Annotated in this window: 23 protein-coding genes and 1 tRNA gene; 16 read left to right on the plus strand and 8 right to left on the minus strand. The window is 70.1% G+C overall.

Features of this window, described 5'->3' with window-relative positions:
• Window positions 1-17: 17 nt before the first annotated feature.
• Together ELQ90_RS12725 and ELQ90_RS12730 are read right to left on the minus strand one after the other, a co-directional pair.
• Entirely contained in the window at window positions 18-1,097 is a 1,080-nt protein-coding gene (locus ELQ90_RS12725; protein ID WP_128495665.1) for an ABC transporter permease, read from the minus strand.
• Entirely contained in the window at window positions 1,094-2,134 is a 1,041-nt protein-coding gene (locus ELQ90_RS12730) for an ABC transporter ATP-binding protein (RefSeq protein WP_128495666.1), read from the minus strand. The genes ELQ90_RS12725 and ELQ90_RS12730 overlap by 4 nt, the downstream gene beginning before the upstream one ends.
• A gap of 98 nt (window positions 2,135-2,232) precedes the next feature.
• Here ELQ90_RS12730 and hisS point away from each other — a divergent pair, with 98 nt between their 5' ends.
• The 6 genes from hisS (at window position 2,233) to ELQ90_RS12760 (ending at window position 8,147) form a co-directional block, all read left to right on the plus strand.
• Window positions 2,233-3,570 carry a histidine--tRNA ligase gene (gene hisS / locus ELQ90_RS12735; RefSeq protein ID WP_128495667.1) on the plus strand — a complete coding sequence of 446 codons (1,338 nt, stop codon included), beginning with the start codon at window positions 2,233-2,235 and terminating at the stop codon, window positions 3,568-3,570.
• Window positions 3,571-3,669: 99 nt separating this feature from the next.
• Entirely contained in the window at window positions 3,670-4,950 is a 1,281-nt protein-coding gene (gene eno, locus ELQ90_RS12740) for a phosphopyruvate hydratase (protein WP_128495668.1), read from the plus strand.
• Window positions 4,951-5,087: 137 nt separating this feature from the next.
• Window positions 5,088-5,558: an FtsB family cell division protein gene (locus ELQ90_RS12745; RefSeq protein ID WP_128495669.1), complete on the plus strand. Its 471-nt coding sequence runs from the start codon at window positions 5,088-5,090 to the stop codon at window positions 5,556-5,558.
• Window positions 5,559-5,646: 88 nt separating this feature from the next.
• A complete protein-coding gene (locus ELQ90_RS12750) occupies window positions 5,647-6,189 on the plus strand; it encodes a DUF501 domain-containing protein (RefSeq protein WP_128495670.1) in 543 nt (180 codons plus the stop codon).
• A 184-nt stretch (window positions 6,190-6,373) separates the two neighbouring features.
• Entirely contained in the window at window positions 6,374-7,924 is a 1,551-nt protein-coding gene (locus tag ELQ90_RS12755) for an NAD(P)/FAD-dependent oxidoreductase (RefSeq protein ID WP_128495671.1), read from the plus strand.
• Between the two features lie 149 nt (window positions 7,925-8,073).
• Window positions 8,074-8,147: transfer RNA gene (locus ELQ90_RS12760), tRNA-Leu, on the plus strand.
• Between the two features lie 37 nt (window positions 8,148-8,184).
• Here ELQ90_RS12760 and ELQ90_RS12765 read toward each other — a convergent pair.
• Window positions 8,185-10,515: a hypothetical protein gene (locus tag ELQ90_RS12765; protein WP_128495672.1), complete on the minus strand. Its 2,331-nt coding sequence runs from the start codon at window positions 10,513-10,515 to the stop codon at window positions 8,185-8,187.
• 98 nt (window positions 10,516-10,613) lie between these two features.
• Here ELQ90_RS12765 and ELQ90_RS12770 point away from each other — a divergent pair, with 98 nt between their 5' ends.
• The 3 genes from ELQ90_RS12770 to ELQ90_RS12780 all read left to right on the plus strand — a co-directional run bounded on the left by ELQ90_RS12770 (window position 10,614) and on the right by ELQ90_RS12780 (window position 13,878).
• Window positions 10,614-11,876 (plus strand): alanine racemase, encoded by a 1,263-nt coding sequence (locus tag ELQ90_RS12770; RefSeq protein ID WP_128495673.1) that lies wholly within the window; start codon window positions 10,614-10,616, stop codon window positions 11,874-11,876.
• Window positions 11,873-13,186 (plus strand): D-arabinono-1,4-lactone oxidase, encoded by a 1,314-nt coding sequence (locus tag ELQ90_RS12775; protein ID WP_128495674.1) that lies wholly within the window; start codon window positions 11,873-11,875, stop codon window positions 13,184-13,186. The genes ELQ90_RS12770 and ELQ90_RS12775 overlap by 4 nt, the downstream gene beginning before the upstream one ends.
• Before the next feature lie 125 nt (window positions 13,187-13,311).
• A complete protein-coding gene (locus tag ELQ90_RS12780) occupies window positions 13,312-13,878 on the plus strand; it encodes a LemA family protein (RefSeq protein ID WP_128495675.1) in 567 nt (188 codons plus the stop codon).
• Between the two features lie 241 nt (window positions 13,879-14,119).
• Here ELQ90_RS12780 and ELQ90_RS12785 read toward each other — a convergent pair whose 3' ends face one another.
• Both ELQ90_RS12785 and ELQ90_RS12790 read right to left on the minus strand, forming a co-directional pair.
• Window positions 14,120-15,580, minus strand: a complete 1,461-nt coding sequence (locus tag ELQ90_RS12785; RefSeq protein WP_128495676.1) for a proline-rich domain-containing protein — start codon at window positions 15,578-15,580, stop codon at window positions 14,120-14,122.
• 149 nt (window positions 15,581-15,729) lie between these two features.
• A complete protein-coding gene (locus tag ELQ90_RS12790) occupies window positions 15,730-16,992 on the minus strand; it encodes a winged helix-turn-helix domain-containing protein (protein WP_128495677.1) in 1,263 nt (420 codons plus the stop codon).
• A 122-nt stretch (window positions 16,993-17,114) separates the two neighbouring features.
• Here ELQ90_RS12790 and ELQ90_RS12795 point away from each other — a divergent pair, with 122 nt between their 5' ends.
• Both ELQ90_RS12795 and ilvA read left to right on the plus strand, forming a co-directional pair.
• Window positions 17,115-18,503, plus strand: coding sequence for an AI-2E family transporter (locus tag ELQ90_RS12795; protein ID WP_243696171.1), 1,389 nt, complete (start codon window positions 17,115-17,117; stop codon window positions 18,501-18,503).
• Window positions 18,504-18,559: 56 nt separating this feature from the next.
• Complete coding sequence (gene ilvA / locus ELQ90_RS12800; RefSeq protein ID WP_243696183.1) at window positions 18,560-19,777, plus strand: threonine ammonia-lyase; 1,218 nt, start codon at window positions 18,560-18,562, stop codon at window positions 19,775-19,777.
• Between the two features lie 80 nt (window positions 19,778-19,857).
• On the opposite strand, the gene greA is transcribed toward ilvA, so the two are convergent.
• Together greA and ELQ90_RS12810 are read right to left on the minus strand one after the other, a co-directional pair.
• Window positions 19,858-20,349: a transcription elongation factor GreA gene (gene greA, locus ELQ90_RS12805; RefSeq protein WP_128495679.1), complete on the minus strand. Its 492-nt coding sequence runs from the start codon at window positions 20,347-20,349 to the stop codon at window positions 19,858-19,860.
• An 86-nt stretch (window positions 20,350-20,435) separates the two neighbouring features.
• Window positions 20,436-20,858, minus strand: coding sequence for a DUF4307 domain-containing protein (locus ELQ90_RS12810; protein WP_128495680.1), 423 nt, complete (start codon window positions 20,856-20,858; stop codon window positions 20,436-20,438).
• Window positions 20,859-21,061: 203 nt separating this feature from the next.
• Here ELQ90_RS12810 and mca point away from each other — a divergent pair, with 203 nt between their 5' ends.
• Window positions 21,062-21,928: a mycothiol conjugate amidase Mca gene (gene mca / locus ELQ90_RS12815; protein ID WP_128495681.1), complete on the plus strand. Its 867-nt coding sequence runs from the start codon at window positions 21,062-21,064 to the stop codon at window positions 21,926-21,928.
• Window positions 21,925-22,245, plus strand: coding sequence for a hypothetical protein (locus ELQ90_RS12820; RefSeq protein ID WP_243696172.1), 321 nt, complete (start codon window positions 21,925-21,927; stop codon window positions 22,243-22,245). Before mca ends, ELQ90_RS12820 begins: the two co-directional genes overlap by 4 nt.
• 75 nt (window positions 22,246-22,320) lie before the next feature.
• Here ELQ90_RS12820 and trhA read toward each other — a convergent pair whose 3' ends face one another.
• Complete coding sequence (trhA, locus tag ELQ90_RS12825) at window positions 22,321-22,959, minus strand: PAQR family membrane homeostasis protein TrhA (protein ID WP_243696184.1); 639 nt, start codon at window positions 22,957-22,959, stop codon at window positions 22,321-22,323.
• A 233-nt stretch (window positions 22,960-23,192) separates the two neighbouring features.
• On the opposite strand from trhA, the gene ELQ90_RS12830 reads away from it, so the two are divergent.
• From ELQ90_RS12830 to ELQ90_RS12840, 3 genes are all read left to right on the plus strand, one after another.
• Window positions 23,193-23,978: an isoprenyl transferase gene (locus ELQ90_RS12830; protein ID WP_128495683.1), complete on the plus strand. Its 786-nt coding sequence runs from the start codon at window positions 23,193-23,195 to the stop codon at window positions 23,976-23,978.
• A 28-nt stretch (window positions 23,979-24,006) separates the two neighbouring features.
• The gene (locus ELQ90_RS12835) at window positions 24,007-25,185 is read left to right on the plus strand and encodes an aminotransferase class V-fold PLP-dependent enzyme (protein ID WP_128495684.1); all 1,179 of its coding nucleotides are present in this window, start codon (window positions 24,007-24,009) and stop codon (window positions 25,183-25,185) included.
• Window positions 25,186-25,383: 198 nt separating this feature from the next.
• Window positions 25,384-26,763, plus strand: coding sequence for an RNA 5'-3' helicase PhoH2 (locus ELQ90_RS12840; RefSeq protein WP_128495685.1), 1,380 nt, complete (start codon window positions 25,384-25,386; stop codon window positions 26,761-26,763).
• Window positions 26,764-26,780 lie beyond the last annotated feature (17 nt).

Consider the following 26,780-nt stretch of genomic DNA (forward strand, 5'->3'; position numbering starts at 1 on the left):
CCTCCCGGCGCTCACGGTCACGCCACCCGTTGCCCGCTCGGGAGCCGACGCGCGGGGGTGCGCGTGCGGGCGATCCCCCAGACGAGGAGGCCGGCGGCGAGCACCACGTGGGCGCCGAGTCCCACGAACCACGACGGTGTCGTCGAGTTCCAGATGTCCTCGGGTGTCGGCGCCGGGTCCTCCATGCTTCCGGATCGGAGGGCGGCGCACTCGTCGTAGACCGTCTCGGCCTCCGGCGGAATCTGGGCGGCGCGCGCCCCGAGCGCGAACGCGCCGAACAGGTCGACGGGAGAACCGCTCGCGTCGAAATCCCCGCCGCTCGCGTCCGCGAGCACGACGTACGGGTTCGCGGCGAGGAACCCCCAGACGAGGTCGAAACGTGGCACCTGCGTCGTGTAGACCTCCGGAGGGAGACAGTCGGGCGCGCCCGTCTCGCCCTCCTCGTAGTAGGCGGCGTCGACACCGATGTACGTGTTGCGTTGCTCCGTCTGCACGGCGAGGCCGCCGAGACCGAAGGCGATGAGCGTCCCGATGGAGAGGGCTGCGACGACCAGATAGGTCGTCGCCACGGAGAACAGCGGTCGGCCGATGACCGCCGACAGGCCCACGCCGACGGCCGAGACCACTGCGAGCTCGATCACGAGCACGAGGAGCGAGACGAGGACCGTCCGGGGCGGCAGCTCCCCGAGCGTGAACGAGAACAGCAGGAACGGGAGCGACACCACGAGGAACGCGAGCGACGTGATCCACGACGCGAGGAACTTGCCGATGACGATCTGGCTCGTCGAGACGAGCGTCACTTGCGTCGTCGCGAGCGTACCGGCCTCCCGGTCTCCGTTGACGGCCGCGCCGCCGAGGGCGGGAGCGAGCAGGGTTCCGAGCAGCAGGACGAAGTAGACGATCGTCGAGAAGAGGTAGCCGCCCGTCCCGGTGCCGCCGTCCATGCCGCTGTTGTTCGACGTCGCCCACAGCAGGAGTGTGACGGCCGCGACGAGGGCGGTGAAGAGACCGAGGAGGACGTAGACGGCGACGCCCCGGACGCGCTGCGCGAGCTCGAGCCCGACGACGATGCGCAGACCACGCGTGAACGGGATCATCGGGCGTCTCCTGACTCGCGGGGCCCATCGTGTCCTGCGGGGTAGGCGGCGGTGCCGCCGCCCGGTCGACCGGCGTGGGGCTCCCGGTCGAGGTCGAGGAACGTGCGCTCGAAGTCGCCGACGGCGGGGGCGAACGTCGTGACGCGCACGCCGCGCTGGACGAGACCCGCGAGCAGGTCGGCCGCCACATCCTCGGACGTCACCGAGACGACGACGGAGTCGCCGATCGTCGACACGGCGGATCGCGGGACCTGAAGCTCGGAGAGCGCCAGGGCGAGGGCGTCGGGGGCTCCGATGGCGCGGATGCGCCACGGGCGGGCCGCGGACGCCGCTCGGGCGAGCCGCTCCGCGCTCACGGTCGACCCCGCCTCCACGAACACGGCGTCGTCGGCGAGTTCCTCGAGCTCGGCGAGGACGTGACTCGAGACGAGCACGGTGCGGCCGTCGCGCGCGAGACCGCGCACGAGTTCGCGGAGGGCGACACGCGCCGCCGGGTCGAGTCCCGATGCGGGCTCGTCGAGCAGGAGGACCGAGGGGTCGTGGACGAGGGCGCGCGCGAGGGACAAGCGCTGCTTCTGGCCGCGGGACAACGAGCGGGTCTGCGCATTCGCGAGCGCGTCGAGGGAGACGAGCGAGATCAGTTCCTCCGCCCGCTCGGTCGCCCGCTCGGCGGACATGCCATAGAGGAGTGCTGTGGTCCGGATCGCCCGCCGTACCGAGAGTGTGTTCCAGGATCCGAGGACGTCGGGCATCCACCCGGTCACGCGACGGACCGCCTCCGGTGAGGTGACGGGGTCGTGGCCTGCGACCGAGATCGTCCCGGCGTCGGGCGCGAGGAGGGTCGCGAGCATGAGCAGGAGCGTCGTCTTCCCGGCGCCGTTCGGTCCGATGAGGGCCGTGACCCGGCCGGGCCTCGCCGAGAACGTCATGTCGCTGACGGCGTGCACATCGCCGAAGGAACGCCGGAGCCCCGTCACGACGATGCCGCCGGCTCCCGGCGGTGCGGGCGGGCGCGTCACGAGTGGCTTCTGGGTCATCCGCACCTCCAGGGGGCGCTCGCTCGGAGGGGAGTCCATCGAAGCGTAGCGCGCACGGGTGGACGAGTGGGCGACGGCGCCCATGGCACAATCGGGGCATGGCTTCACCCATCTCCCCGCCGCGCGGCATGCGCGATTTCCTGCCGGCAGAGAAGGCGCGACGGGAGGCGGCGCTCGCGACGATCCGTCGCGTGTACCGCACGCACGGCTTCGACGAGATCGAGACCCCCGTCGTCGAGGACCACGCCAGGCTGCACTCGGGACTCGGCGGCGACAACGAGAAGCTCGCGTACTCGATCCTGAAGCGCGGTCTCGACGCCGACGCCTTGCGCGCGGCTGCGGATGGTGCGGGAGCGGCGTCCCTCGCCGACCTCGGCCTCCGCTTCGACCTCACGGTGCCGCTCGCCCGCTTCTACGCGAGCCACCGGTCCGAGCTCGGGCCCGTCTTCCGCTCCCTCCAGGTGGCGCCGGTCTGGCGGGCCGAGCGGCCGCAGAAGGGCCGCTACCGCCAGTTCGTGCAGTGCGACATCGACATCATCGGCGAGGCGGGTCCGCTCGCGGAGGTCGAGCTCCTCTCGGCGACGTCGTCCGCCCTGCGCGCTCTCGGGATCGACGGTTTCCGCATCCGCATCAACGATCGTCGGCTGCTCGTCGGCATGCTCGACGGGTTCGGCTTCCCGGAGGACGAGCACCCCGGCGTCCTCATCACGGTCGACAAGCTCGACAAGATCGGCCACGACGGCGTCGTCGCGGAGCTGCGCGAGCGCGGCGTGACGGCCTCCGCGGTCGACGCCCTCGAGACGTTCTTCGGGCGCCCGCAGACGATGGAGTTCGTGCCGTTCGGGGAGAAGCAGATCCGCCGAGCGCTGCCCGAGGGCGCCGACGACGCGGTCGTCGCGGACCTCGCCGCTATCGGCCTCGCGGCGACCGCGCAGTCACGCGTCGACGCGCCGCCGCCCGGCGACCCGCAGTTCGCGCGCGACCTCGTGGTGTTCGATCCTTTCCTCGTGCGCGGAATGGGCTACTACACGGGCCCGATCTTCGAGATCGAGCACCCCGACTTCGGGTACTCACTCGGCGGCGGCGGCCGCTACGACGGCATGATCGGCCGGTTCCTCGGCCAGGACGTCCCCGCGACGGGCTTCTCCATCGGTTTCGAGCGCATCGTCGACATCGTCGCCGCGGGCGACGGTCCCGACGACGACGCCGTGGTGCTCGTCCACGAGGGCGACGCGGACCCGCGCGTGCTCCTGCGGCTCAAGTCCGAGCTCATCGCTGCCGGCGCCGGGCGCGTGCGCCTCGAGCGCCGCGTGAAGAACCTCAAGGCGCTCCTCGACCGCGTGGCCGCCGACGGCTTCGGCCGGTTCGCCACCGTCCCGCGCGACGCGGGCGAGGACCTGACGGCCGATCGGCTCGAGTTCCGCTCCTTCGCGTGAACAGCTGCTGAACGTGTGCGGGGAGCCCGGCGGGCCCCTCGCTAGACTGTCCAGGTGGGTGCGGATCACCCACGAACCCACACTCAGAGGAGATTTACCGTGGCACTCATTGAGGCTGTAGCAGCTCGCGAGATCCTGGACTCGCGCGGCAACCCGACCGTCGAGGTGGAGGTCCTGCTCGAGGACGGCACCGTCGGACGGGCCGCCGTTCCCTCCGGCGCGTCGACCGGTGCGTTCGAGGCCTACGAGCTGCGCGACGGTGACTCCGCCCGTTACCTCGGCAAGGGCGTCCGTCGCGCCGTCGAGGCCGTCGAGGACGAGCTCGGCCCGGCCATCGAAGGGCTCCCCGCGATCGACCAGCGCCTCGTCGACCAGGCGCTCATCGAGGTCGACGGCACCGACAACAAGAAGCGCGTCGGCGCGAACGCCATCCTCGGCGTGAGCCTCGCGGTCGCGAAGGCCGCGTCAGACTCTGCCGACCTCCCGCTCTACCAGTACCTCGGTGGACCGAACGCGCACGTCCTGCCCGTTCCGCTCATGAACATCATCAACGGTGGAGCGCACGCCGACACGGGCGTCGACATCCAGGAGTTCATGGTCCTCCCGATCGGTGCTCCCACGTTCTCGGAGGGCCTCCGCTGGGGCGTCGAGACGTACCACGCGCTCAAGAGCATCCTGAAGGCGAAGGGCTTCGCCACGGGTCTCGGCGACGAGGGCGGCTTCGCGCCCGACCTCGAGCACAACCGTGCGGCGCTCGACCTCATCGTCGAGGCGATCGGCACGGCCGGCTTCACGCCGGGAACCGACATCGCGCTCGGCCTCGACGTCGCGTCGAGCGAGTTCTACCGCGAAGGCGCCTACCAGTTCGAGGGCCGGGCCCGCTCGAGCGAGGAGATGACCGCCTACTTCTCCGAGCTCGTCGACGCGTACCCGCTCGTCACGATCGAGGACCCGCTCGCCGAGGACGACTGGGCCGGCTACGCCCACCTCACGCCGGCTCTCGGCTCGAAGGTCCAGATCGTCGGAGACGACCTGTTCGTCACGAACCCGGAGCGCCTCGCCGACGGCATCGCACGCGGCGCGGCCAACTCGCTCCTCGTGAAGGTCAACCAGATCGGAACGCTCACGGAGACCCTCGACGCCGTCGCTCTCGCGCAGCGCTCCGGATACACCGCGATCCTCTCGCACCGCTCGGGCGAGACCGAGGACACGACGATCGCGGACCTCGCGGTCGCGACGAACGCCGGCCAGATCAAGACCGGTGCGCCTGCCCGGTCCGAGCGGGTCGCGAAGTACAATCAGCTCCTGAGGATCGAAGAGCTCCTCGGCGGCGCAGCCGTCTACGCCGGTCGCTCGGCGTTCCCGCGCTACACGGCCTGACACGGTCGTGTCGGACTCCCTCGTTCGCCCGGTGACCACCGGGCGGCCGGGGGAGTCCGTTCTTCCGCCCGCACCCTCATACACGCAGGCGTCGGCTCCCAGCCGGCGTCGAGACCGATCCAGACGACGGAGGACGCATGGCCCCGAACACGAGAGAGCCGCGCGTGCCCGTGCGCACCTCGCCGGGCTCCGTCTGGCTCCGGGGCATCCGCTTCTCGGGCTTCTCGCTCCTCATGATGGGGTTGCTCGTCCTCGGCGTCGTCGTTCTCGCCCCCAACATCAAGGCGTTCGTCGAGCAGCGGCAGCAGATCGCCGATCTCAACGCGCAGCTCTCGGAAGACCGCGAAACCGTCGAGCGACTCACGGCGGAGCGGGAGCGGTGGGACGATTCGACCTTCGTCATGACACAAGCGCGCGAGCGGTTCTTCTACGTCAATCCCGGCGAGGTGAGCTTCCTCATCATCAACGACCTCGACCCGGCCGTGCTCGCCGACGTCGATGAACCGGTGAGCGACGAGCTGACGACGACAGACACGGACTGGACCGAGGCTCTCCTCGCCTCGCTGCTCTCGGCCGCCTACGCCGACGAGGTGCAGGCTCCCGAATAGTCGTCCTAGGTCCCCGCTCCCGGGCCCGGTGGCCCGTGCAGCCGCAGACGCGGTGCCTCGCCCGCGCAGCCTGCGGGATAATCGAAGGATGACCTCCCGCAGCACCGATGTCCCGCAGCCGTTCGGCGTCGGCGAACCCGCGACCGACGAGGACCTGCGCGTCCTCCGCGCCCAGCTCGGTCGGCCGGCGCGCGGCGTCCTCGGAATCGCCGCGCGATGCGTGTGCGGGCGCCCGACCGTCGTCGTCACGGCCCCGCGGTTGCCGGACGGGACGCCGTTCCCCACGTTCTACTACCTGACGCACCCAGCGGCGACGGCCGCGATGTCGGCTCTCGAGGCCACCCAGGTGATGCCGGAGCTCTCCGCGCTCCTCGAGGATCCCGAGGTCGCCGCGGATTACCGCTCGGCGCACGGGCGCTACCTCGCGGATCGCGAGGCCGTCGACGTCGTCCCGGAGATCGTGGGCTTCTCCGCTGGCGGGATGCCGTCGCGCGTCAAGTGCCTCCACGCCCTGGCGGCGCACTCGCTCGCCGCGGGCCCCGGTGTGAACCCCATCGGCGACCTCGCGCTCGAGCGCTCGACGTGGAGCCCGTCGCGCTGCCAGTGCGTCGTCATCGACGACGGCGAGTGACGTCGAGCTGTCGCCCTCGACGGGAGACGGGGGACAGCGAGGAGTGAATCACCTGTGAACCTGGCTGATAGACTCGATGCGCTCGGTGTCGTCGGAGCCACCCGGCCTTGCTCGCGGGCGGCCTGCAAGTACATCATCTGATCGAGTCAAGACACAAACACTCACGTGTAGGAGAGCATTCACCGTGCCCAAGATCCTCATCGTCGGCGGCGGCTACGCCGGTTTTTACACCGCATGGAAGCTGGAGAAGCAGCTCCGACCCGGTGAAGCCGACGTCACGATCGTCGACCCCCTCCCGTACATGACCTACCAGCCCTTCCTCCCCGAGGTCGCGGCCGGGTCGATCGAGGGACGTCACGCGGTCGTCGCGCTGCGTCGTCACCTCAAGAAGACCGAGGTCATCACCGCGAAGGTGACGGCGATCAACCACGCCGAGAAGAAGGCGACGATCACGCCGGAGCTCGGTGACGCGTGGGAGTTCGACTACGACATCATCGTGGTCACGGGCGGCGCCGTCTCGCGCACGTTCCCGATCCCGGGCATCGCCGAGAACGCCATCGGCCTCAAGACGATCGAGGAGGCCGTCGCCATCCGCGACCGCATCCTCGGCAACTTCGACCGCGCGGCGACGCTCCCGGCCGGGCCCGAGCGCGACCGCCTGCTCACCGTCGTCGTCGTCGGCGGCGGCTTCGCGGGTATCGAGGTGTTCGCCGAGCTGCGGTCGTTCGCGTCGGCGTTGCTCTCGTCCTACCCCCAGATCTCGTTCGACGACGTGCACTTCCACCTCATCGAGGCCATGGGGCGCATCATGCCCGAGGTCTCGCTCCCCACGAGTCACTGGGTCCTCAAGAACCTCGCCGAGCGCGGCGCCCTCGTGCACCTCGACACGCAGCTCCAGTCGGCCGTCGACGGCAAGGTCGAGCTCTCGACCGGCGAGAGCTTCGAGTCCGACCTCATCATCTGGACCGCGGGCGTCATGGCGAACCCGCAGATCGTCCGCAACAGCGACCTGCCCGTCGAGGAGCGCGGTCGCATCAAGGTGCGTACGGACCTCCGCGTGGGCGACGAGGACACGATCGTGCCCGACGCCTGGGGTGCGGGAGACATCTCGGCCATCAAGGACTTGAGCGGCGGCGGTGTCGGCGGGTACTGCGTGCCCAACGCCCAGCACGCCGTCCGTCAGGGCAAGCTGCTCGCGAAGAACCTCGTCGCGACGCTCCGCGGCGAGGACCCCAAGAACTACATGCACAAGAACCTCGGAGCCGTCGCCGGTCTCGGTCTCGGTACGGGCGTGTTCCAGTCCGGCAAGCTCGCCATCAAGGGGTTCCCGGCGTGGGTCGCCCATCGCGGCTACCACGGCCTCGCGATGCCCAGCTGGGAGCGCAAGCTCCGCGTCGTGTGGGGCTGGTGGAACAACATCTGGCTCGGTCGCGACATCGTCGGCATCGAGGCGCGCGAGCACCCGCGCGCCGTCTTCGAGCAGTTCGCCTCTCGCCCGAAGCCGCCTGCAGCCGAAGCTCCCGCCGTCGAGGAGAAGAAGCCGGCCGCCGAGCAGCCCGCCGCCGCTCCCGCCGAGGAGAAGAAGCCTGCCCGCAAGCCCGCCGCACGCAAGGCCCCGGCCAAGAAGCCGGCAGCGGCCGAGCCGGCCGACGAGCCCACGGGTGCCGACCCCGCGGAGTCCTACGGCGGCGCCGCCGAGGGCACGGACTCGAAGCCCGTCTCCGCCGACAAGTAGTCAACGGTTGCTCGGCGTCGACTGACGACCGACGACCGACGAGGGACCGGGCCGATCGGCCCGGTCCCTCGTCGTATCCGCGGCCGTCACGTGCATGGATAGGCTGGACGCGTCGGCGGACACCCACCTCGGTCGGCTCGTGCTCGACCGCCCCCGTAGCCCAATCGGCAGAGGCAGGCGACTTAAAATCGCCTCAGTCTGGGTTCGAATCCCAGCGGGGGCACCGTGTGACGCGTCCGTCGCCGCCCGGCCTGTGCCCCTCAGCCCTCACGAGCGAGCTCCGGGGCCACGAAGCGCCGCCAGATCCACACCGACACGAAGAGCGTCGCGCACGCGACGACGCCGACGACGCCGAGGGTCGCGACGGCGTCGGCCGATTCCGTCGACCGCGAGCCGAGGAGCGCGACCTCGAGCGCGACCACGACGATCGCGAGTGCGAGCCAGCCGATCCGAGAGGACGCCCACAGCGATCGTCCCGTGGACGTTCCGAGTGGGATGAGCATGATGGTGGCGGATCCGAGTGCCGCCGCGGTGAGCACGTTGAGGGTCTCGATCACGAGGCTCGATGCGAAGCCGGGCTGGAGGGCGGGGGAGAGCAGGAGTCCGGCGCCGCCTGCGAGCACGCCGAGGACCGCGAGGGCGCCGATGCGAGCGAGAGCGATTCGTCCCTCGGTCGCGCGTCCGACGGCGGCGGCCGTGCTGGCCGTGACGACGAGGGCGAACAGCACGGGAGGGTGGAGGTCGAGGATCCGCGACGCGGCGGCGGCGCCGGCGACGATGAGGAAACCGCGCGGGTCGACGGTCGTGTGCAGGCGCCCGCCACCCAGCCAGCGGGAGATGAGCGACGGTACGACGACGGAGACGAGGGCGATGACCGCCGTCGCCGTCACGGCGGCGAAGAGCAAGCGGGCGTAGGCCGGCGTTCCGTCGACGGGGCGCGAGAGGATCAGCAGCGCGGCGACGGCGAGGAGTGCGAACACGACCGTCGTCGCCGAGGCGGGCGAGGCGTCGACCGGCGGAGCAGTGCGGGTGACGACGACATCACGCCGGTTCCGACCGGCCAGCACGATGCGGCGCGTGGCACCGGCGTGCTCCGCCGCGGGAGAGCCACGAAGCAGCAGCAGCGCGCCGAGAGCGATCGTCGACGCGACGAGGGCGGCGAGGACGACGGCCCTCGCGACGTCGGCTCCCGTCGCGGAGACGAGCAGCGGCGAGAGCGGCGCGGAGAAGGGGGTCGTCGCATCCCAGGCGTCCGGGGCTGTCGGGGAGCCCGGCCGGGCACCGGGAGGCGGTGGAGCGGCCGGCGCGCCCGGCTGCGTCCCGTCGGCCGGTGAGTCCGTCGTCCCGGGCGCGGGCGTCGCGCCGTCACTCGGATCTGCCGTCGGCGTCGGGGCGGGCGACGAGGGCGTGGGGGTCGGCGTGGGAGACGTGGAGGGCGCGCCGATCGCGACGCCGACGGCTTCGCTTCCGGAACTCGAGTTCGACGCGACATCGCGCTGAACGGCGACGATCCGCCCCTCTCCGCGTGCCAGCGCAGCGACGCACGACCACCGCCCGCTCGAGACGATTGCCTGACATACCGACGCGGAACCGACGAAGACCGTGACCGTCGCGCCGTTCTCGCCGGTTCCGGCGAACCGGACCTCGCCGACGGGCAGGGTCGCCCCGTCTGCCGGTGCCGAGACGACGGGCGGAACGGGAGCGGTGCGATCGAGCACGATCCGGACGGAGCCGCTCGGGTCGGACCGGACACCGGGAGCGAACGGAGCCTCCTGCGTCGCCGACAACCGGTAGGCGCCGTCGGGCGCGGATCCGGTGAGAAGGCAGGTCCACGCACCGCTCGAGTCGGCGGTCAGGCCGCACGACTCGCCCGACGTGGAGGTGACCGTCACTCGAGCCCCGGGAATGCCGTTTCCGCGGACGAGGCCGTTGACGGGCGCGGTGCCCGAGGTCGCAACGGTCGGCGGGGGCACACTCGTGACAGCGATCGACGATCCGTTCCCGGCGGCGTTTCCGTCGGTTCCCGTGCCGATAACCCGCAGGACGACGGCGCCTCCCGCGGGTAGGGCCACGCCGGAACAGGAGAACGAGGTGGCGGGCCCTGCGTCCACGACGCACAGCACGGTTCCACCTCCGATTTCGACGATCACGCCGGTCCCGGCGCTCTTCGTTCCGGAGATGAGCGTCCGAGCCGACGTGACGGCCGAGCCGTCGGCGGGGGACACGATCGTGGGAGCTGCCGGCCCGGGCTCGTCGGGCGACGGAGCGGGGTTCGAAGGCGTCGGTGCGGGCTCCGTGGAGGCGGGATCGATCGGCGTCGGCTCGGTCGAGGCAGGGTCGATCGGGGCGGGCGAGGTCGGGGCCGACCCCGACGACGGCTCGGTCGACGCGGGTTCGACATCGGTGGACGAAGCCGCCGCCGCTTGCGGCGAAACGAGTACGCTCAGCCCGATACCGCCGATCACGGCCACGAGAGCGATGACGGCGACGAGGATGCCCAGGGCTCGACCGACGGGGGATCTCGCCGCGATCGACGCTCCCACTGTGCGCTCGGCATCGCGCTTCGCCGGTTCCCTCGTTCCCACCTGCATCCTGTCTAGGGTCGCGCCGCCATGAGGTCAAGCCTCCGCGCCGTATCGAGATGCACTGTTCACCCCGACGACGCTAGGGTGAGCCAAACGGAGGACGCATGCCGATATCCCTCGAGAACGGCGGTCGCGCGAGCGTCGCACGCGCGCCGTGGCGGGATCCCGCCGCCCACTGGAAGTCGATCGCCGACGCAACGGCGTCCGTCGATGCGCCCGTTGCGGTGCTGCACGCCGACGCGGTGCGCTTCAACGCGCACGACATCGTCCGCCGGGCGTCGGGCAAACCGGTGCGGATCGCCTCCAAGTCGCTGCGCGTGCGGTCGGTCATCGAGGCGCTCCTGGAACTCGACGGGTTCGCCGGCGTCCTCGCCTATACGCTTCCCGAGGCGCTGTGGCTGTCCGAGACGATCGACGACGTCGTCGTGGGGTATCCGACCGCCGACCGTGGTGCGCTCGAACGACTCGCGACGTCCCCGCGCGGCGCCGCTCGCGTCACCGTCATGATCGACAGCGTCGAGCACCTCGACCTCATCGACTCCGTCCGCGCACCCGCCGAGCGTGAGACCATTCGGGTCTGCCTCGAACTCGACGCCTCCTGGCGCTCTCGCGGGCCGCTCGGCACGGTCGGCGTGCACCGTTCGCCCCTGCACGAGCCGCACGAACTGGAGACGGTCGCGCGCGCCGTCGTCGATCGCCCGGGCTTCTCCCTCGTCGGGATCATGTCGTACGAGGCGCAGATCGCGGGTGTCGCCGATCGTGCGGGCCGACGCGCCTACAACGCGACGGTCGCCTTCATGCAGAACCGGTCCATGGCGGAGCTCCTGGATCGACGCGGAGCTGCCGTGGAGCGCGTCCGCCGCATCGCCGATCTCGAGTTCGTCAACGGCGGCGGGACCGGGTCGCTCGAACGGACGACGCAGGATCCATCGATCACGGAGGTCGCGGCGGGAAGCGGCGTGTTCGCCGGGCACCTGTTCGACGGGTACGGGCATTTCGCTCCCGCGCCCGCCGCGGCATTCGGACTCACCGTCGTCCGCCGTCCCGAGGCCGACGTCGCGACCGTCCTGGGCGGTGGTTTCGTCGCCTCGGGTCCGCCCGGACCGGATCGGCTGCCGTCTCCCGTCTGGCCCGCCGGTCTCGAGTACATTCCGCGGGAGTCGGCCGGAGAGGTTCAGACTCCCCTCCGCGGCGGCGCGGCGCGATCGCTGCGCATCGGGGACCGGGTGTGGTTCCGTCACACGAAGTCCGGCGAGTTGTCGGAACGCGTCGACCGCTTCCACTGGCTCGACGCCGCGGAGGACGGGATCGTGAGGGTGACCGACGACCTGCCGACGTACCGAGGCGAGGGCCGGAGCTTCGTATGACCGCGACGGGAGCAGCGTGGCGCAACTGGGCGCGGACGGAGACCGCGCGCCCGATCCGCGTCGAACGACCCTCGAGCGCCGGAGCAGTGCAGCGGGCCGTCCGCGCGGCCGCAGCCTCCGGGCTGCCCCTCAAGGCGGCCGGTGCCGGGCACAGCTTCACGGGCATCGCCGTCGCGACGGGCGTTCTCCTGGAACTCGACGACCTCTCGGGCCTCGTGGAAGTCGACCGCGAGCGGCGCTCGGCGACGATCCTCGCCGGCACACGATTGTCGGACGTGTCCCGGCTCCTGTCACCACACGGTCTGGCCCTGCAGAACCTGGGTGACATCGACCGTCAGACGATCGCCGGTGCCCTCTCGACCGGAACGCACGGTACGGGCATCGGCTTCACGGGTCTCGCGGGCCGTGTCCGCGCGGTGACGCTCGTCACGGGGGACGGGACGCTCCGTCGCATCTCGGCTGACGAATCGCCGGAGCTGCTTCCGGCCGTCGCACTCGCCCTCGGCGCGCTCGGTGTCCTCGTCGACATCACCGTCGAGTGCGTCGACGCCTTCGTCCTGAGCGCCGTCGAGGCCCGGGAACCGTTCGCCGAGACGGTGCAAGCCGCCGAGGCGCGAGCGCGGGTGAGCGACCACTTCGAGTTCTACTGGTTCCCGCACACCGACGCCGCGCTCACGAAGACGAACACGCGGCTGCCCGCGGGGAGCCGGCGGCAGCCGCTCCCGAGAGCGCGCCGCTGGTTCGATGACGACGTCATGGCCAACGGGGTGTATCGGGCCGTGTGCGCGACGGGCGTCGTCGTGCCGGCGGTCGTTCCGACGCTCAACCGCGCCGCGACGCGCCTGACGGGCTCGCGACGCTTCACCGATCACTCCCACCGTGTCTTCACGACGACGCGTTCGGTCCGCTTCGCGGAGATGGAGTACGGAATACCGGTGTCGGAGCTGCCGGCCGTGCTCGCGGAGATCCGCGCGCTCATCGACATCGAGCGGTGGAGGATCTCGTTCCCTCTCGAGGTGCGTTTCGCCGCAGCGGACGACCTCTGGCTGTCGACGGCGTCGGGCCGCGAGACGGCCTACGTCGCTGTCCACCGGTACTACCGCGATGCACACACGGAGTATTTTCGCGCCGTCGAGGAGGTCTTCCGTCGGCACGGGGGACGACCGCACTGGGGCAAGATCCACTACCTCGGTGCGGACGAACTGCGAGAGCTGTACCCGCGGTTCGACGACTTCGTCGCCCTCCGGAACGACCTCGACCCGAAGCGTGTCTTCGCGAACCCGTACCTCGACCGCGTCCTCGGAGCCTGAAAGCCTGAGAGGCTGAAGGCGCCGGAGCCCACGTCGGCAGCGGGAGCGTCGATGCGCACGACGTAGACTTGACGGACGAGCCGTGCGGCAAGAGGCCGGCTCACGACAATGAGGGGAAGCCCCGCATGGAATGGCTGATTCCTGTCCTGATCATCGTCGCCGTGGTCGCGGTCATCGCGGTGTACTTCTGGGTCACCTACAACTCGCTCGTGGGCCTCGCCGTGCGCGTCGACGAGGCGTGGAGCGACATCACCGTCCAATTGAAGCGCCGAGCCGACCTCATCCCGAACATCATCGAGGCCGTGAAGGGGTACGCGGCGCACGAACGCGGGGTCTTCGAGAACGTCACGAAGGCCCGGGCCGAGACGTTGTCGGCCGGCAGCCCGTCCGAGGCGTCCGTCGCCGAGAACCACATGCAGCAGGCGCTGCGGTCGATCTTCGCCGTCGCCGAGGCGTATCCGCAGCTGCAGGCGAGCCAGAACTACCTGCAGCTCCAGGGCGAGCTCGTCGACACGGAGGACAAGATCCAGGCGTCGCGCCGGTTCTACAACGGCGGTGTGCGCGAGCTCAACACCAAGGTCAAGGTCTTCCCCAACAACCTCTTCGCCCGCCGGGCCGGTTTCCGAGAGCGCGACTTCTTCGAGGTCGCCGACGGCGCTGCGATCGCCGAGCCCCCGCGCGTCCAGTTCTGACCGTCCGGCCCGACGCCTCACCGGGGCCCGCCGAGAATCTCTCTCGGGTGACGGACGATCCGTGAGCACGATCGTCCGACCGTCGCGCTGAGTGTCGGGTGCGCGCCATGCCGACCATGCCTCATCGTCGCGGACAGCGGACAGCGGACAGCGGACAGCGCTATGCAGAACGCCGGAGCGGGGATCGACCGGTCGGTCGATCCCCGCTCTGCGGTGATGCGTCAGAGTCGTGGGACCCCGATCAGTACACATCCTCGATCGTGACCGTGTCTCCATCGATGACGATCGATCCCGTGAGACCCCAGTCGTCGTCGAGGCCGAAGGGAAGGGAGGCTTTGGAGCCGTCGTACGTCGTTCCGGTGACGTCGGCGGTGTAGGAGCCGCCCGTGGCGTCGAAGTAGCTGCCGTACTCGTCGACCTCGACCGTGGGGTAGGTCTTGATCTTGTAGGCGACCTTGTCGACCGAGCTGAAGTCGCTGTACCAGGTGAGCCGCAGGTTGCAGCCCTCGGGGTCGAGCTCCGTCGACGTCACGCACTCGTCGAGGTGGGCGTTGACCGCTTCCTGAACCGCTGACGTGAGGGCCTCGGTCGGTGCGACCTCGAGCGTCACGCCGTCGTAGCTGGCACGCGAGCCGGTCGCGACCGTGTAGGACTGCTCCTCGGCGGTGAAGAAGTCGTTGCCCGGGGCTCCGACGGTGTACACGGCCGGGTACGCCGCGAGGCTGTACTCATCGCCGAAGGTGACCGTCGTGCCGTTGATCGCCGCCTCGGTGGTCTCGGCTGGGGAGTTGGAGACGTAGACGGGCAGCTCGCCGACGAGCGGCGAGTCGATCTTCCACGTGTCGAAGAACAGGCCCTGCTTGCCCGCCTTGGACAGCTCGATGTAGCCGTCGTACGCGGTCCCGTCGAGGCTGTAGGACACGCGAACGGTCGCGATGTCGCCGCTCACGCGCGAACTCGTGACCTTGGGGTTCTCGATGAAGGCGCTCGCCTCGCCGAACACGTCGTCGGTCAGGAGGGCCGCCTGCTCGTCCTTCACGCCCGGATCGGCGAGTTTGTTGGCGGCCGCCGCGTCGCCCTTGGCGATCGCGGAGAGGTACGAGCGCACGGTGGCGTCGGGTCCGTAGACCGAGGAGTTCACGACGTTCACGACCACGGCACCGATGATCAGCAGGAGGACGAGTCCGCCGGCGAGGGCGCTGAAGAGGATGATCTTCTTCTTGTTGGGGTTGCCGGGGCGCTTCGGTCCGCCGGGGCCGCCGGGGGGCGTCGCACCGTACCCGCCGGTTCCGGCGGGATAGGCGTTCGTCGTGGGGTAGGCGCCGTTCTGGGGCGGGACCGCTCCGCCGCCCTGCGGGGGCTGGTAGGAACCGCCGTTGGGCGACTGCGGCGGCTGGTACGACCCGGTGTTCTGCGGCTGCGACGGCGGGGTGGCACCCTGCTGGGGCTGGTACGAGCCGGAGTTCTGGGGCTGGTACGCGCCCGATCCCTGCTGCGGCTGGTAGGCGCTCGCGTTCTGCTGCGGCTGGTACGCCCCCGATCCCTGCTGCGGCTGGTACGCGCTCGATCCCTGCTGGGGCTGGTACGCGCCCGTGTTCGGCTGCTGCTGGCCGCCCGCGGGAGGCGGACCCCACTGCGGTGCTGAGCCCTGTCCCTGCGGGCCCTGCTCGGGTGTCTGCGGCGGGTTGTTGTCGGCGACCATGTCTGTGTCTTCCCCTTCGGTCGAATGCGATCGAGCCAAACCTACCAGCGACGATCCGCGCGAACACGGGGGAGAAGTCCCCATATCGAGGGGCCGGAACGGTGGTTCGGGCACCTCGGGACGGGAAGCGGATGGGGCCTCTCCGGTCGTCAGGGCGATTCGTGACGATCGGCGGCGAGTTCCCTCGCGACGGCGTCGGCGAAGGTGCCGCGGTTTCCGACCGAAATGCTCTCGTGACCCTGCCACTCGGCGACGCCCCGGAGCACGGCGGCGAGGCGGTTCGCGGCGTCGGCCGGAGCCTCGGGTTCGAGCCATGCCGACTGAACGAGGAGCCGCCGACTGCTCCGGTCGCTCTTGAGGTCGACGCGCGCAGCGATGCGACCGTCGAGCAGCACCGGCAGGACGTAGTACCCGTACACGCGGCGGGGCGCCGGCGTGTAGATCTCGATCCGGTAGTGGAAGTCGAACAACCGTTCGGCCCGCCCGCGCGTCCAGACGACCGGATCGAAGGGGGAGAGGATCGAGTCGCGCGGGATGCGGCGCGCACGGTGGGCGTCGCGGTGGATCCAGGAGGGCTGCGCACGCGGGCGCTCCGACCCGCGCGCTGCGCGGACCACGACCGGGATGGCCTCGCCATCGTCCTGCAACTCGCTGAGGACCGAGCGCGTGTCGGCGACCGGGAGGCGGTAGTAGTCGGCCACATCGGCCGCGGTCCCCAATCCCGTCGCTCGGAGAGCGTGCCTCACGAGCGAACGGATCGCGTCGCCCCGGCTCACGTCGACGTCGAGGACGGAGGCCGGGACGACCTGCTCGGGAAGCGCGTAGATGCGCTCGAAGCCCGTCGTCCGCCCCGCTGACACGACGAGCCCCCACGCGAAGAGCACCTCGAGGCCCTGCTTGACGTCCGACCATCCCCACCAGGGACCGCGTCGTCCCGACGCCTCATGCTCGACGGCGCTCGCGGGCTGGGGACCGCTCGCCCGGAGATCATCGAGCAGCCACGTCAGCATCGCCTGGTTCGCGTGCGACCAGTGCTGCGGATCCGCGGCCGCCTTGTCGCGTCGAGCGGCCATCTTCCACCGCCAGAGGGGCCACGATGCGATCGGCATGAACGTGGCCTCGTGCCCCCAGTACTCGATGAGCCCGGAACCGGCCCGATGAGTGAGGCGATCCAGGTCGGCTTTCGCATAGGGGCCGAGGCGCGCGAAGGCCGGCAGGTAGTGACTGCGCTCGAGCACGTTGACCGAGTCGATCTGCAGGACGCCGAGCCGCTCGACGAGGGCGCGGAGGGAACGGATCCCCACCGACGTCGCCGCACCGTCGGCGGTGGGCGAGACCGGCCGCGAGCGGTGGAAGCCTTGCGCTGCCAGGGCGACGCGGCGCGCGGCGTCGAGGGAGATCGTCTCGGTCATCGCTCGAACCCTAGCAAGCACCTCCGACGCCCGATGCCGGCACCGGGTGGCGGGGCGATCGACCTCCGGATCGGCCTGTGGGCATGCCGGGCGCCGGATGATCGCGGACGTAGACTGACCCGGTGAACGACAAGCGATGGTCGAGTCTCGGGCTGCCGTGGCACCCCCGCCGTCGCGCGCGTCCCGAGCAGGTCGCCGGGACACCGACGTCGGCCGATCCGGTCGAGGAGGACCCGGCCCTCAGCGCGGTCCGGGACCCCGGCCCGGCCGTCCCCGTCCGCTCGACGGAGGCCGACGACGTCACGCCGGGCGTTCGGATCGCGGCGGCCTGGTCCTGGCGACTCATCGTCATCGCGGCGGCGCTCGGGCTCGCGATCGTCCTCGTCGTCCAGCTGCGTCTCATCGTCATCCCGCTCCTCATCGCCGTCCTCGTGTCGGCCCTGCTCGTCCCGTTCGTGTCGTTCCTCGTCGCGAGGCGATGGCCGAAGGGCATCGCGATCGCCGTCGCCATGATCGTCGCGATCGGGATCGTCTCGGGCCTGCTCTGGCTCGCGGTCCAGCAGATCACCTCGGAGTTCCCGACCGTGCGGCAGCGCACCGTCGAGTCCTACCGGACCTTCACGGCGTTCCTCCTCGATTCCCCGCTGCACATCACGAGCGAGCAACTGAACGGCTTCATCGCATCGGTCATGCAATCCGTCCAGGAGGACGGACAGGCACTGTGGAGCGGAGCCCTGTCGGTGGGGTCGACGCTCGGTCACGTCGTGACCGGTGTCCTGCTCGCGCTCTTCAGCCTCCTCTTCATCCTCATCGACGGCAGGAGCATCTGGTCGTGGGTCGTGCGGATCCTCCCGACCCGGGCTCGCCCGGCGTTCGACGGAGCCGGTCGTGCCGGATGGCACACGCTCGTCAACTACGCACGCACCCAGATCCTCGTCGCGACGATCGACGCCGTCGGCATCGGCGCCGGCGCCTTCCTCCTCGGGCTTCCTCTCGCGATCCCGATCGCCGTCCTCGTCTTCCTGGGCTCGTTCGTGCCGATCGTCGGCGCCGTGCTCACGGGCAGCGTCGCCGTGTTCATCGCGCTCGTCTACAACGGTCCGGGCATCGCCCTCGCGATGCTCGCCGTCGTCCTCGGTGTCCAGCAGCTCGAGGGCCACGTGCTCCAGCCGCTCCTGATGGGCGCGGCCGTCAAGGTGCACCCGCTCGCGGTCGTCCTCGTCGTCGCCGCCGGATCGATGCTCGCCGGGATCCCGGGCGCCCTCTTCGCCGTTCCCATCGCGGCGGTCGTCAACGTCATGATCGGCTACATCGCGAGCGGTGCGTGGCGGACCTCCGACGACCCGTTGCGGTATCACGGCGACGTCCTGTGGCAGACCGTCCCGCGACAACCGCCCCGCCCCCGACGATCGCGCCGGGTCGAGCCGTCGGGCTCGGCCGCCGGCACCGGAACCGCGCCGACCCTTCCCGACAACGACACCCCACGACCCCGACAGGGAGACCGCCCGTGACCGACCTCTCGACGACCGAATCGTCCGCGTCCCTCGACCCGACGTCCGACTCCGTCATCCCCACCCTGGCCGAGTTCGAACGAGCGCTCGTCACGGTCTCGGCCGTCGTGCAACCGACACCGATCGAGAGTTCCCGCTTCCTCGGCGATCTCCTCGGTGCCCCGGTCTATCTCAAGTGCGAGAACCTCCAGCGCACGGGCTCGTACAAGATCCGGGGCGCCTACAACCGGCTCGCGCAGTTGAGCGACGAGGAGAAGGCCCGCGGCGTCGTCGCCGCCTCGGCAGGCAATCACGCGCAAGGCGTCGCCTTCGCGGCGCGCGAGCTCGGCATCCAGTCGACCATCTTCATGCCCGTCGGTGTGCCGCTTCCCAAGCTCCAGGCCACGCGCGACTACGGAGCGCGGGTCATCCTGCGCGGCCACACCGTGAGCGAGCCGCTCGAAGCGGCCGCGCAGTTCGCGGAGGAGACCGGCGCCGTGCTGATCCCCCCGTTCGACCACCACGACGTGATCGTGGGGCAAGGCACCCTCGGACTCGAGATCTACCGCGACCGGCCGGACGTCGAGACCGTCGTCGTCCCGATCGGGGGAGGCGGACTCGTCTCCGGGGTCGCGGCGGCGATCAAGCAGCGGGCGGCCGAGGACGGCCGGACGGTGCGCGTGATCGGTGTCCAGGCGGCCAACGCCGCGGCCTATCCGCCATCCCTCGCCGCCGGCGCACCGATGGACGTGCCGATCCAACCGACGATCGCGGACGGCATCGCGGTGAGTCGTCCGGGCACACGCAACTTCGCGATCGTCGACCAGCTCGTGGACGAGGTCGTGACGGTGTCGGACGACGAGACCGCCAAGGCGCTCGTCGTCCTGCTCGAGCGGGCGAAGCTCGTCGTGGAGCCCGCCGGCGCGGTCGCGGTCGCGGCGATCCTCGAGGGACGCGTCACGAACTCCGGTCCCACCGTCGCCGTGCTCTCGGGCGGCAACATCGACCCACTGCTCATGCAGCGCGTCGTGAGCCACGGTCTCGCGGCGGCGGCCCGGTACCTGACGATCCGAGTCCCGCTGCCCGACCGTCCCGGCCAGCTCGCCCGTATCGCGGAGCTCGTCGCGAGCGTCAACGCGAACGTCGTGGAGGTCCTGCACACACGGCGTGCACCCGGGATGCAGATCAACGACGTCGTGCTCGAGTTCAGCGTCGAGACTCGCGGCCCCGAGCACCGGGGTCTCGTGGTCGAGACGCTTCGCGGAGCCGGTTACGACCCGCTCGTCATCGACTGACCCGAGCCGGTCGGCGGCCCGGAGGGTTCTCTCGCGGGCCGGACGATCTGCGGGGACGCACTCGCGCCCCCGCAGCCGGGTCACTGACCGTTGTACGTCTCGACGTTCTTGATCGAGACGGAGATCTCCTTGCCGTTGGGCGCGATGTACGAGGTCGACTCGCCGACCTTGAGCCCCTGGATGGCGGCGCCGAGCGGGCTCTGCTCGCTGTAGACGTCGAGCTCCGATCCGCTCGCGATCTCGCGGCTGCCGAGCAGGAAGACTTCTTCGCCGCCGGCGACGTCGGCCGTGATGACGGTACCGGGAACGACCACGCCGTTCGAGGTCGGCGCCTCGCCGACCTTCGCCTCCTTGAGGATGTTCTGCAGAGTGCGGATGCGGGCCTCCTGCTTGCCCTGCTCGTCCTTCGCGGCGTGGTAGCCGCCGTTCTCCTTGAGGTCGCCCTCCTCGCGCGCGATCTCGATGCGCTTGGCGATCTCCTCCCGGCCCGTCGTCGACAGGTGCTCGAGCTCGGCGGCCAACCGGTCGTAGGCCTCCTGGGTGAGGAAGGACACGTTCGTCGAATCAACCATGGGAAATGCTCCTGAACGAAAACAGACGCCCTGACCGCGGGGCCAGGGCGTGGTGGACGATCATCGGATCGTGTGTTCCGAGAATCTTAAGGCAGCCAGCAACGGGAAATCAAACCCGTGTTGCTCTGTTCGCTCGTGCGGACGACCTCGGTGATGACGCGGTTCCGCTCGTCGGACGCCGGGACCTCGACGATCTTCCACCCCACGATCGCGTGGGCCTCGTTGAGCGCCTGGACGGCGCAGACCGTCGGCGTGCCGGGGGCGACGTTGATCGAGAACGAGACCTCGACGGAGTGCTCGTCGACGATCGTGTGAGCGACGTCGCGGGTCTCGAGGGATGCACCGTCGCCGTCGAAGGCGACGAGAATGACCCACGCGGCGAAGACGACGACGATGAAACCGCCGAGCGACCAGAGGATGCGCTTCTCGAGGCGGCGCGACCGCTGCCCGCGCCCGTAGCGTGCGTCGAGGTCCGGAGCGCCCGGCGGCCGCTTCTCGGTGTCCGTCATGTGTTCCTCGTCCGTCGTCCCGTCGCTGTCAGCGAGAGCGATTACTCTTGTTACCAGGGTAGTCGCTCCCGCTCCGACGGACCTGAGCAGCGCACGACGTCGAGTCGTGCCGCCCCGGTCCGACGCGACGCTTCGCTCCACCAGACCTCCACCACCTCCATCTCCACCCGCCGGCCTCGGCCGGCCTCGAAGGACGAAGAGTTATGACGCTGAGACTGCTCGCGGTTCACGCTCACCCCGACGACGAGTCCTCGAAGGGCGCGGCGACGACGGCCGCGTATCGGGCGCGCGGCGTCGAGGTCCTGGTCGTGAGCCTCACCGGTGGGGAACGGGGCGAGGTGCTGAATCCCGCCCTCAGTCGTATGGCCATGGCGGAACGCGATCTGCCGGGGCTCCGGCGACTCGAGATGGCCGCCGCCGCGCGCGCCCTCGACGTCCAGCACCGCTGGCTCGGCTACTTCGACTCCGGGATGCCGTCGGAGGACGGTTCGCTCCCGCCGAACTCGTTCGCGTCGATCCCGGTGGAGATCTCGGGTGAGGCGCTCGTCCGCGTCATCCGGGAGTTCCGTCCCCACGTGATGACGACGTACGACGAGAACGGCGGGTACCCGCACCCCGACCACATCCGCTGCCACGTGATCTCGATGTTCGCGTTCGAGGCAGCAGCGTCGAGGGACGCCTACCCGGCGGCGGGGGAGCCCTGGCAGATCTCCAAGGTCTACTACGACCAGATCTTCAACTATCCGCGCACGAAGGCCAACGTCGACATGCTCCTCGCGGAGGAGCCCGACTCGCCGCTCGCGGAGCAGCTCGCCGAGATGCTCGCGTGGGTCGAGGGCCGCCCGGACCGGGCGACGGCGCACATCCCGGTCGGCGACTTCTTCGAGAAGCGCGACGAGGCGCTCCTGGCGCACGAGTGCCAGGTCGCCCCCGACTCGCGGTTCTTCTTCTGGTCGAACGATCTCCAGCGCACGGCGTGGCCGTTCGAGGACTTCGAGCTCGCGAAGAGCACCGTCCCGGTGCGTGACCGGGAGGACGACCTGTTCGAAGGGATCGAGGACACCGAATGACGCTCACCACCACCACCGCTGTCGGCTGGGGACTCGCGGCACTCGCCGAGGTCACGCCGACGCCGAGCCCCGCGAGTTACGACACGGATCAGGTGACGCCGGGCGTGGTCGGCTTCGTCGTCACGTTCGCCCTCGCGATCCTCGTCATCCTGCTCGTGCTCGACATGGTCCGTCGCGTGCGACGCGTCAACTACCGTGCCCAGATCGCCGAGGAGCTCGACGCGGAGGAGCGGGAGCTCGCCGAATCAGAAGCGGGCGGTCACGACCCGCTCGCGCCGCCGACCGCCGGTGCACCGGACGATTCGGACCGCCGCTAGCCGATCGCTCCGACCGCGCACCGTCTCTGGGCCGCGCGCGCTCGCCGGGCTCGGCCTCGGACGCGCTCGCTGCGTTCAGCCGTTGTAGACGGGCGCGGTCGCGAGCAGCAGGATCGCCGTCCAGTGGCAGAGGAACGCGATGACGGTGCAGACGTGGAACAGCTCGTGGAACCCGAAGTGCCCGGGCCAGGGGTTGGGGCGCTTGAGCGCGTACATCACGGCTCCGCCGGTATAGAGCAGCCCGCCGATGATCACGAGGATCATCGCGAGGGCGTCGGCATTGAGAATATCGACGATGTACATCATCGCCGCCCAGCCGAGGCCGATGTAGAGGGCGACGTAGAGCCAGCGCGGTGCGGTGATCCAGAAGACGCGGAAGCCGATGCCGATGAGGGCACCGGCCCAGACCGAGACCAAGAGGACGACGCCCTTCGACGGCGGCAGCGCCAGCAAGGCGATCGGCGTGTAGCTCCCGGCGATCAGCAGGAAGATGTTCGAGTGGTCGAACCGCTTGAGGAGGACCTTCGTCCGCGGCGACCAGTCGAATCGGTGGTAGAGCGCCGACATGCCGAACAGCAGGAGCGACGACATCGCGAACACCGCGGAGGCCCACTTCGCGACGGGACCATCTGCGAGGGTCACGAGGATGATGCCCCCGATGATCGCGATCGGGAAGGTCCCCGCGTGGATCCAGCCGCGCCAGGTGGGCCGCATGTCGCCCGGGTGTGCGGCCGTCGCGTCGACGACGGGGATGCTCGGCAGATCGGGCGCGTCACGCTCGTCGGCCGTGACGGCGCGATCCGCCTCATCGGGTGCGGGGGTCGCGCGTGCGGGCGCCGACGACGAACGGTCATCGCGATGGGGGGTCGCCATGTCCTCCAGATTACCCGTCAACCGGACGGAGTCCGCTGACAGTCTCTCGGAGCGAAGTGCACTACCGTATCCCTGTGACTGGGTGGACGGAGCCGTTGGGCCGCGGGGTTCTGTACCGGCTCTACGAGAAGCGGCTCCGGCGTGCACTCGTTCCCGACTCCCTGCCCCACCACGTCGCGATGATCATCGACGGGAACCGTCGGTGGGCCCGTCAATCGGGCTACGAGACCGTCGCTCACGGCCATCGCGCCGGAGCGGCGAAGATGCGTGAGTTCCTCACGTGGTGCGACGATCTCGGTATCGGCGTCGTGACCCTCTACCTGCTCTCGAGCGACAACCTGACCAACCGGCCGTCGGACGAACTGCGTGAACTCATCGAGATCATCGCCGATCTCGCCGAGGACGTCTCGCACTTCCGAAACTGGCGCGTCCAGCACGTCGGAGACGCTGCGCGGCTGCCCGCCCCGCTCACATCCGCCCTGTCCTCTGCCCAGGCGCGCACGTCCGATCACACGGGTCTCCACGTCAATCTCGCTGTGGGTTACGGCGGCCGTCATGAGATCGTCGACGCGATGCGCACGATCGTGCGCAACCATCACCTCGAAGGCGGCAGTCTCGACGAACTCGCCGAGCTCCTCACGCCCGACCTCATCGGCGAGCACCTGTACACGGGCGGTCAGCCCGACCCCGACCTCGTGATCAGGACTTCGGGAGAGCAACGACTGAGCGACTTCATGCTCTGGCAGAGCGCGCACAGCGAGTTCTACTTCATGGAAGCACTCGGCCCCGACATGCGCGAGGTCGACTTCCTCCGCGCCTTGCGCGACTACGCCCGCCGTCATCGACGGTTCGGCGGTTGACCCGCCCGATCGTGAAAGGCACGACAGCATGAGCATCATCGACCCCTCCACGTCCGCGTCCGTCGCCGGCGGCGATCCCGTCGAGACCGCCGCGTCGGCCGAGGCTTTCGTCGCGGGGTTCACCGAAGACCCCGGCTACCTCGACTACGCGAAGGTCGGTCCTCTCTCAGCCGCCGTGCTTGCGGAGGCGAACGCCGCGCACGACGTGCTCTCGCGCTTCCGCTACGGAGCATTCGACTCGCTCGCCGGCGCGTGGAGTCGAGCGCAAGCGGGACTGAGCGCCGTGAGCGGGTTCCGGCCCGACCAGTTCGTGGCGCAGCCGGCCACGAGCCACGGACTCCTCCACGTCATGTTCGGGCTCAGCGGCACGGTCGTCCTGTCCGCCGCCGAGTTCCCGTCGCTTCCGGTCGCGGCACGCCGGGCGGCCGACGCTCTCGGAGTGATGACGCCACGGTGGCTCCGCCCCGAGGACGGCCGGGTCACACCGGAGTCGATCGCCGCGCACCTCGACGACGACGTGACCGCTGTCGCCGTGAGTCTCGTCGACCCGCGGACGGGTTTCGTCGCGGACCTCGAGGGCATCCGCTCCGTCATCGGCGACCGGCTCCTCGTCGTGGACTGCATCCAGGGTTTCGGTGTCGTCGACGCGCCGTACGATGTGGCGGACGTCATCGCGGGCGGCGGGCAGAAGTGGTTGCGCGCCGGGTGGGGGACCGGGTACCTCGCGATGGGCGATCGCGCGCGCGAGCTCCTGACCCCGGTTCTCTCCGGGTTCACGGGGACGGGAGGGGTGGAGCCGTGGGACGACGTGCCCGAGCCGGCCGACGACGTGTCCGCCTTCTCCGTCTCCAACCCCGATCTCGTCGCGCTCGCCCGGCTGTCGGCGTCGCTCGAGGAGGTCGTGGCCACGGGTGTGCCCGCGATCGCCACCGCGATCGCCGAGCGTGTCGCCGTGCTCATCGACATGGCCGACGAGTTCGCCATTCCCGTCTACTCGCCTCGGGCCGAGCACGAGCGGGCGGGCATCGTCGTGTTGGAGCCCGGAACCGACGGCCTCGGCGCCTTCGCCGCCTCCCTCCACAATCACGGCATCACCACGACGACGCGACAGGGTCGCGTGCGGCTGAGCGTGCACGCGGGGACGAGCGCCGAGACGCTCGGGATGCTGCGCGACGCCCTCATCTCGTACTCGACTCTGGCCGTCTGATCCGCCCCCAGTGTTAACGTCCCCGAAACCTCAGGGCCAGCGTGTCGACGATGCGCCGTCTCGGGTGGGACGTAGCCTCCTCAATATCAGGTATGGCGCCTGATCGAGCCGGCCACACACGTTCGACTCGTTACCACTACGTGGCCGCTCGTCGAGAGATTCCGAGCGATGCTCGGGGTGGGAGTGCTCGTGACAACGATGAAAACCTCCACGGCGACAGTCGGCGGACGGACTCCGGAGATCAGGACGAGCGGGCGGTCGGGGGCGGGTCGCGCACCCGACCAGGCCGAACGCACGTACGTCCTCGACACCTCCGTCCTCCTGTCCGATCCGCGCGCGCTGTTCCGCTTCGCCGAACACTCGGTGGTGATCCCCATCGTCGTCATCGGCGAACTCGAGGGGAAGCGGCATGACCCGGAGATCGGCTACTTCGCCCGCCAGGCGTTGAGGCTGCTCGACGACCTGCGCGTCGAGCACGAGCGGCTCGACTTCCCCGTGCCCACCGGCCCGGAGGGCGGCACTCTCCGCGTCGAGCTCAATCACTCGAACATGTCCGTCCTCCCGAGCGGTCTGCAGCTCGGCGACAACGACTCGCGGATTCTCGCCGTCGCCCTCAATCTCGCGAACGAGGGACTCGCGGTCACCGTGGTCTCGAAGGACATGCCGTTGCGGGTCAAGGCGGCGTCGATCGGTCTCGCTGCCGAGGAGTACCGCGCTGAACAGGCGGTCGAGTCCGGTTGGACCGGCATCGCCGATCTGCACATGTCCTCCAACGAGATGGCGGACCTGTACGAGAGCGAGATCGGGTCCTCGACACAGGTCGACGGGCTGCCCCTCAACACGGGTCTCGTCATCCACTCGGACCGCGGCTCGGCACTCGGGCGCGTCACGGGCAAGCGCGAATTCGCGATCGTTCGCGGCGACCGGGACGTGTTCGGACTCCACGGCCGCTCCGCGGAGCAGCGCCTCGCGATCGACATGCTGCTCGATCCCGAGATCGGCATCGTCTCACTCGGTGGGCGAGCAGGGACGGGGAAGTCCGCGCTCGCGCTCTGCGCGGGACTCGAAGCGGTGCTCGAACGGCAGCAGCACCGGAAGATCATGGTCTTCCGGCCGCTCTACGCCGTCGGCGGTCAGGAGCTCGGCTACCTCCCGGGCGACCAGGGCGAGAAGATGAATCCCTGGGGCCAGGCGGTCTTCGACACCCTCGGTTCCGTCGTCTCGAAGAACGTCCTCGAAGAGGTCGTGGAACGCGGGATCATCGAGGTCCTGCCGCTCACGCACATCCGCGGTCGGTCCCTCCACGACGCGTTCGTGATCGTCGACGAAGCCCAGTCCCTCGAGCGGAACGTCCTCCTGACGGTGCTGTCCCGCATCGGTCAGAACTCCCGCGTCGTCCTCACGCACGACGTCGCCCAGCGCGACAACCTGCGGGTCGGACGGCACGACGGCGTCGCGTCCGTGATCGAGACCCTCAAGGGGCACCGCCTCTTCGGCCACATCACACTCACGCGATCGGAGCGCAGTGCGATCGCCGGTCTCGTGGCGGAGCTCCTCGAGTCCAACGAGCTCGCCTGATCGGGGGAGGGACGGCA

It is taken from the genome of Labedella phragmitis, from assembly GCF_004078635.1.
Classification (GTDB): domain Bacteria; phylum Actinomycetota; class Actinomycetes; order Actinomycetales; family Microbacteriaceae; genus Labedella; species Labedella phragmitis.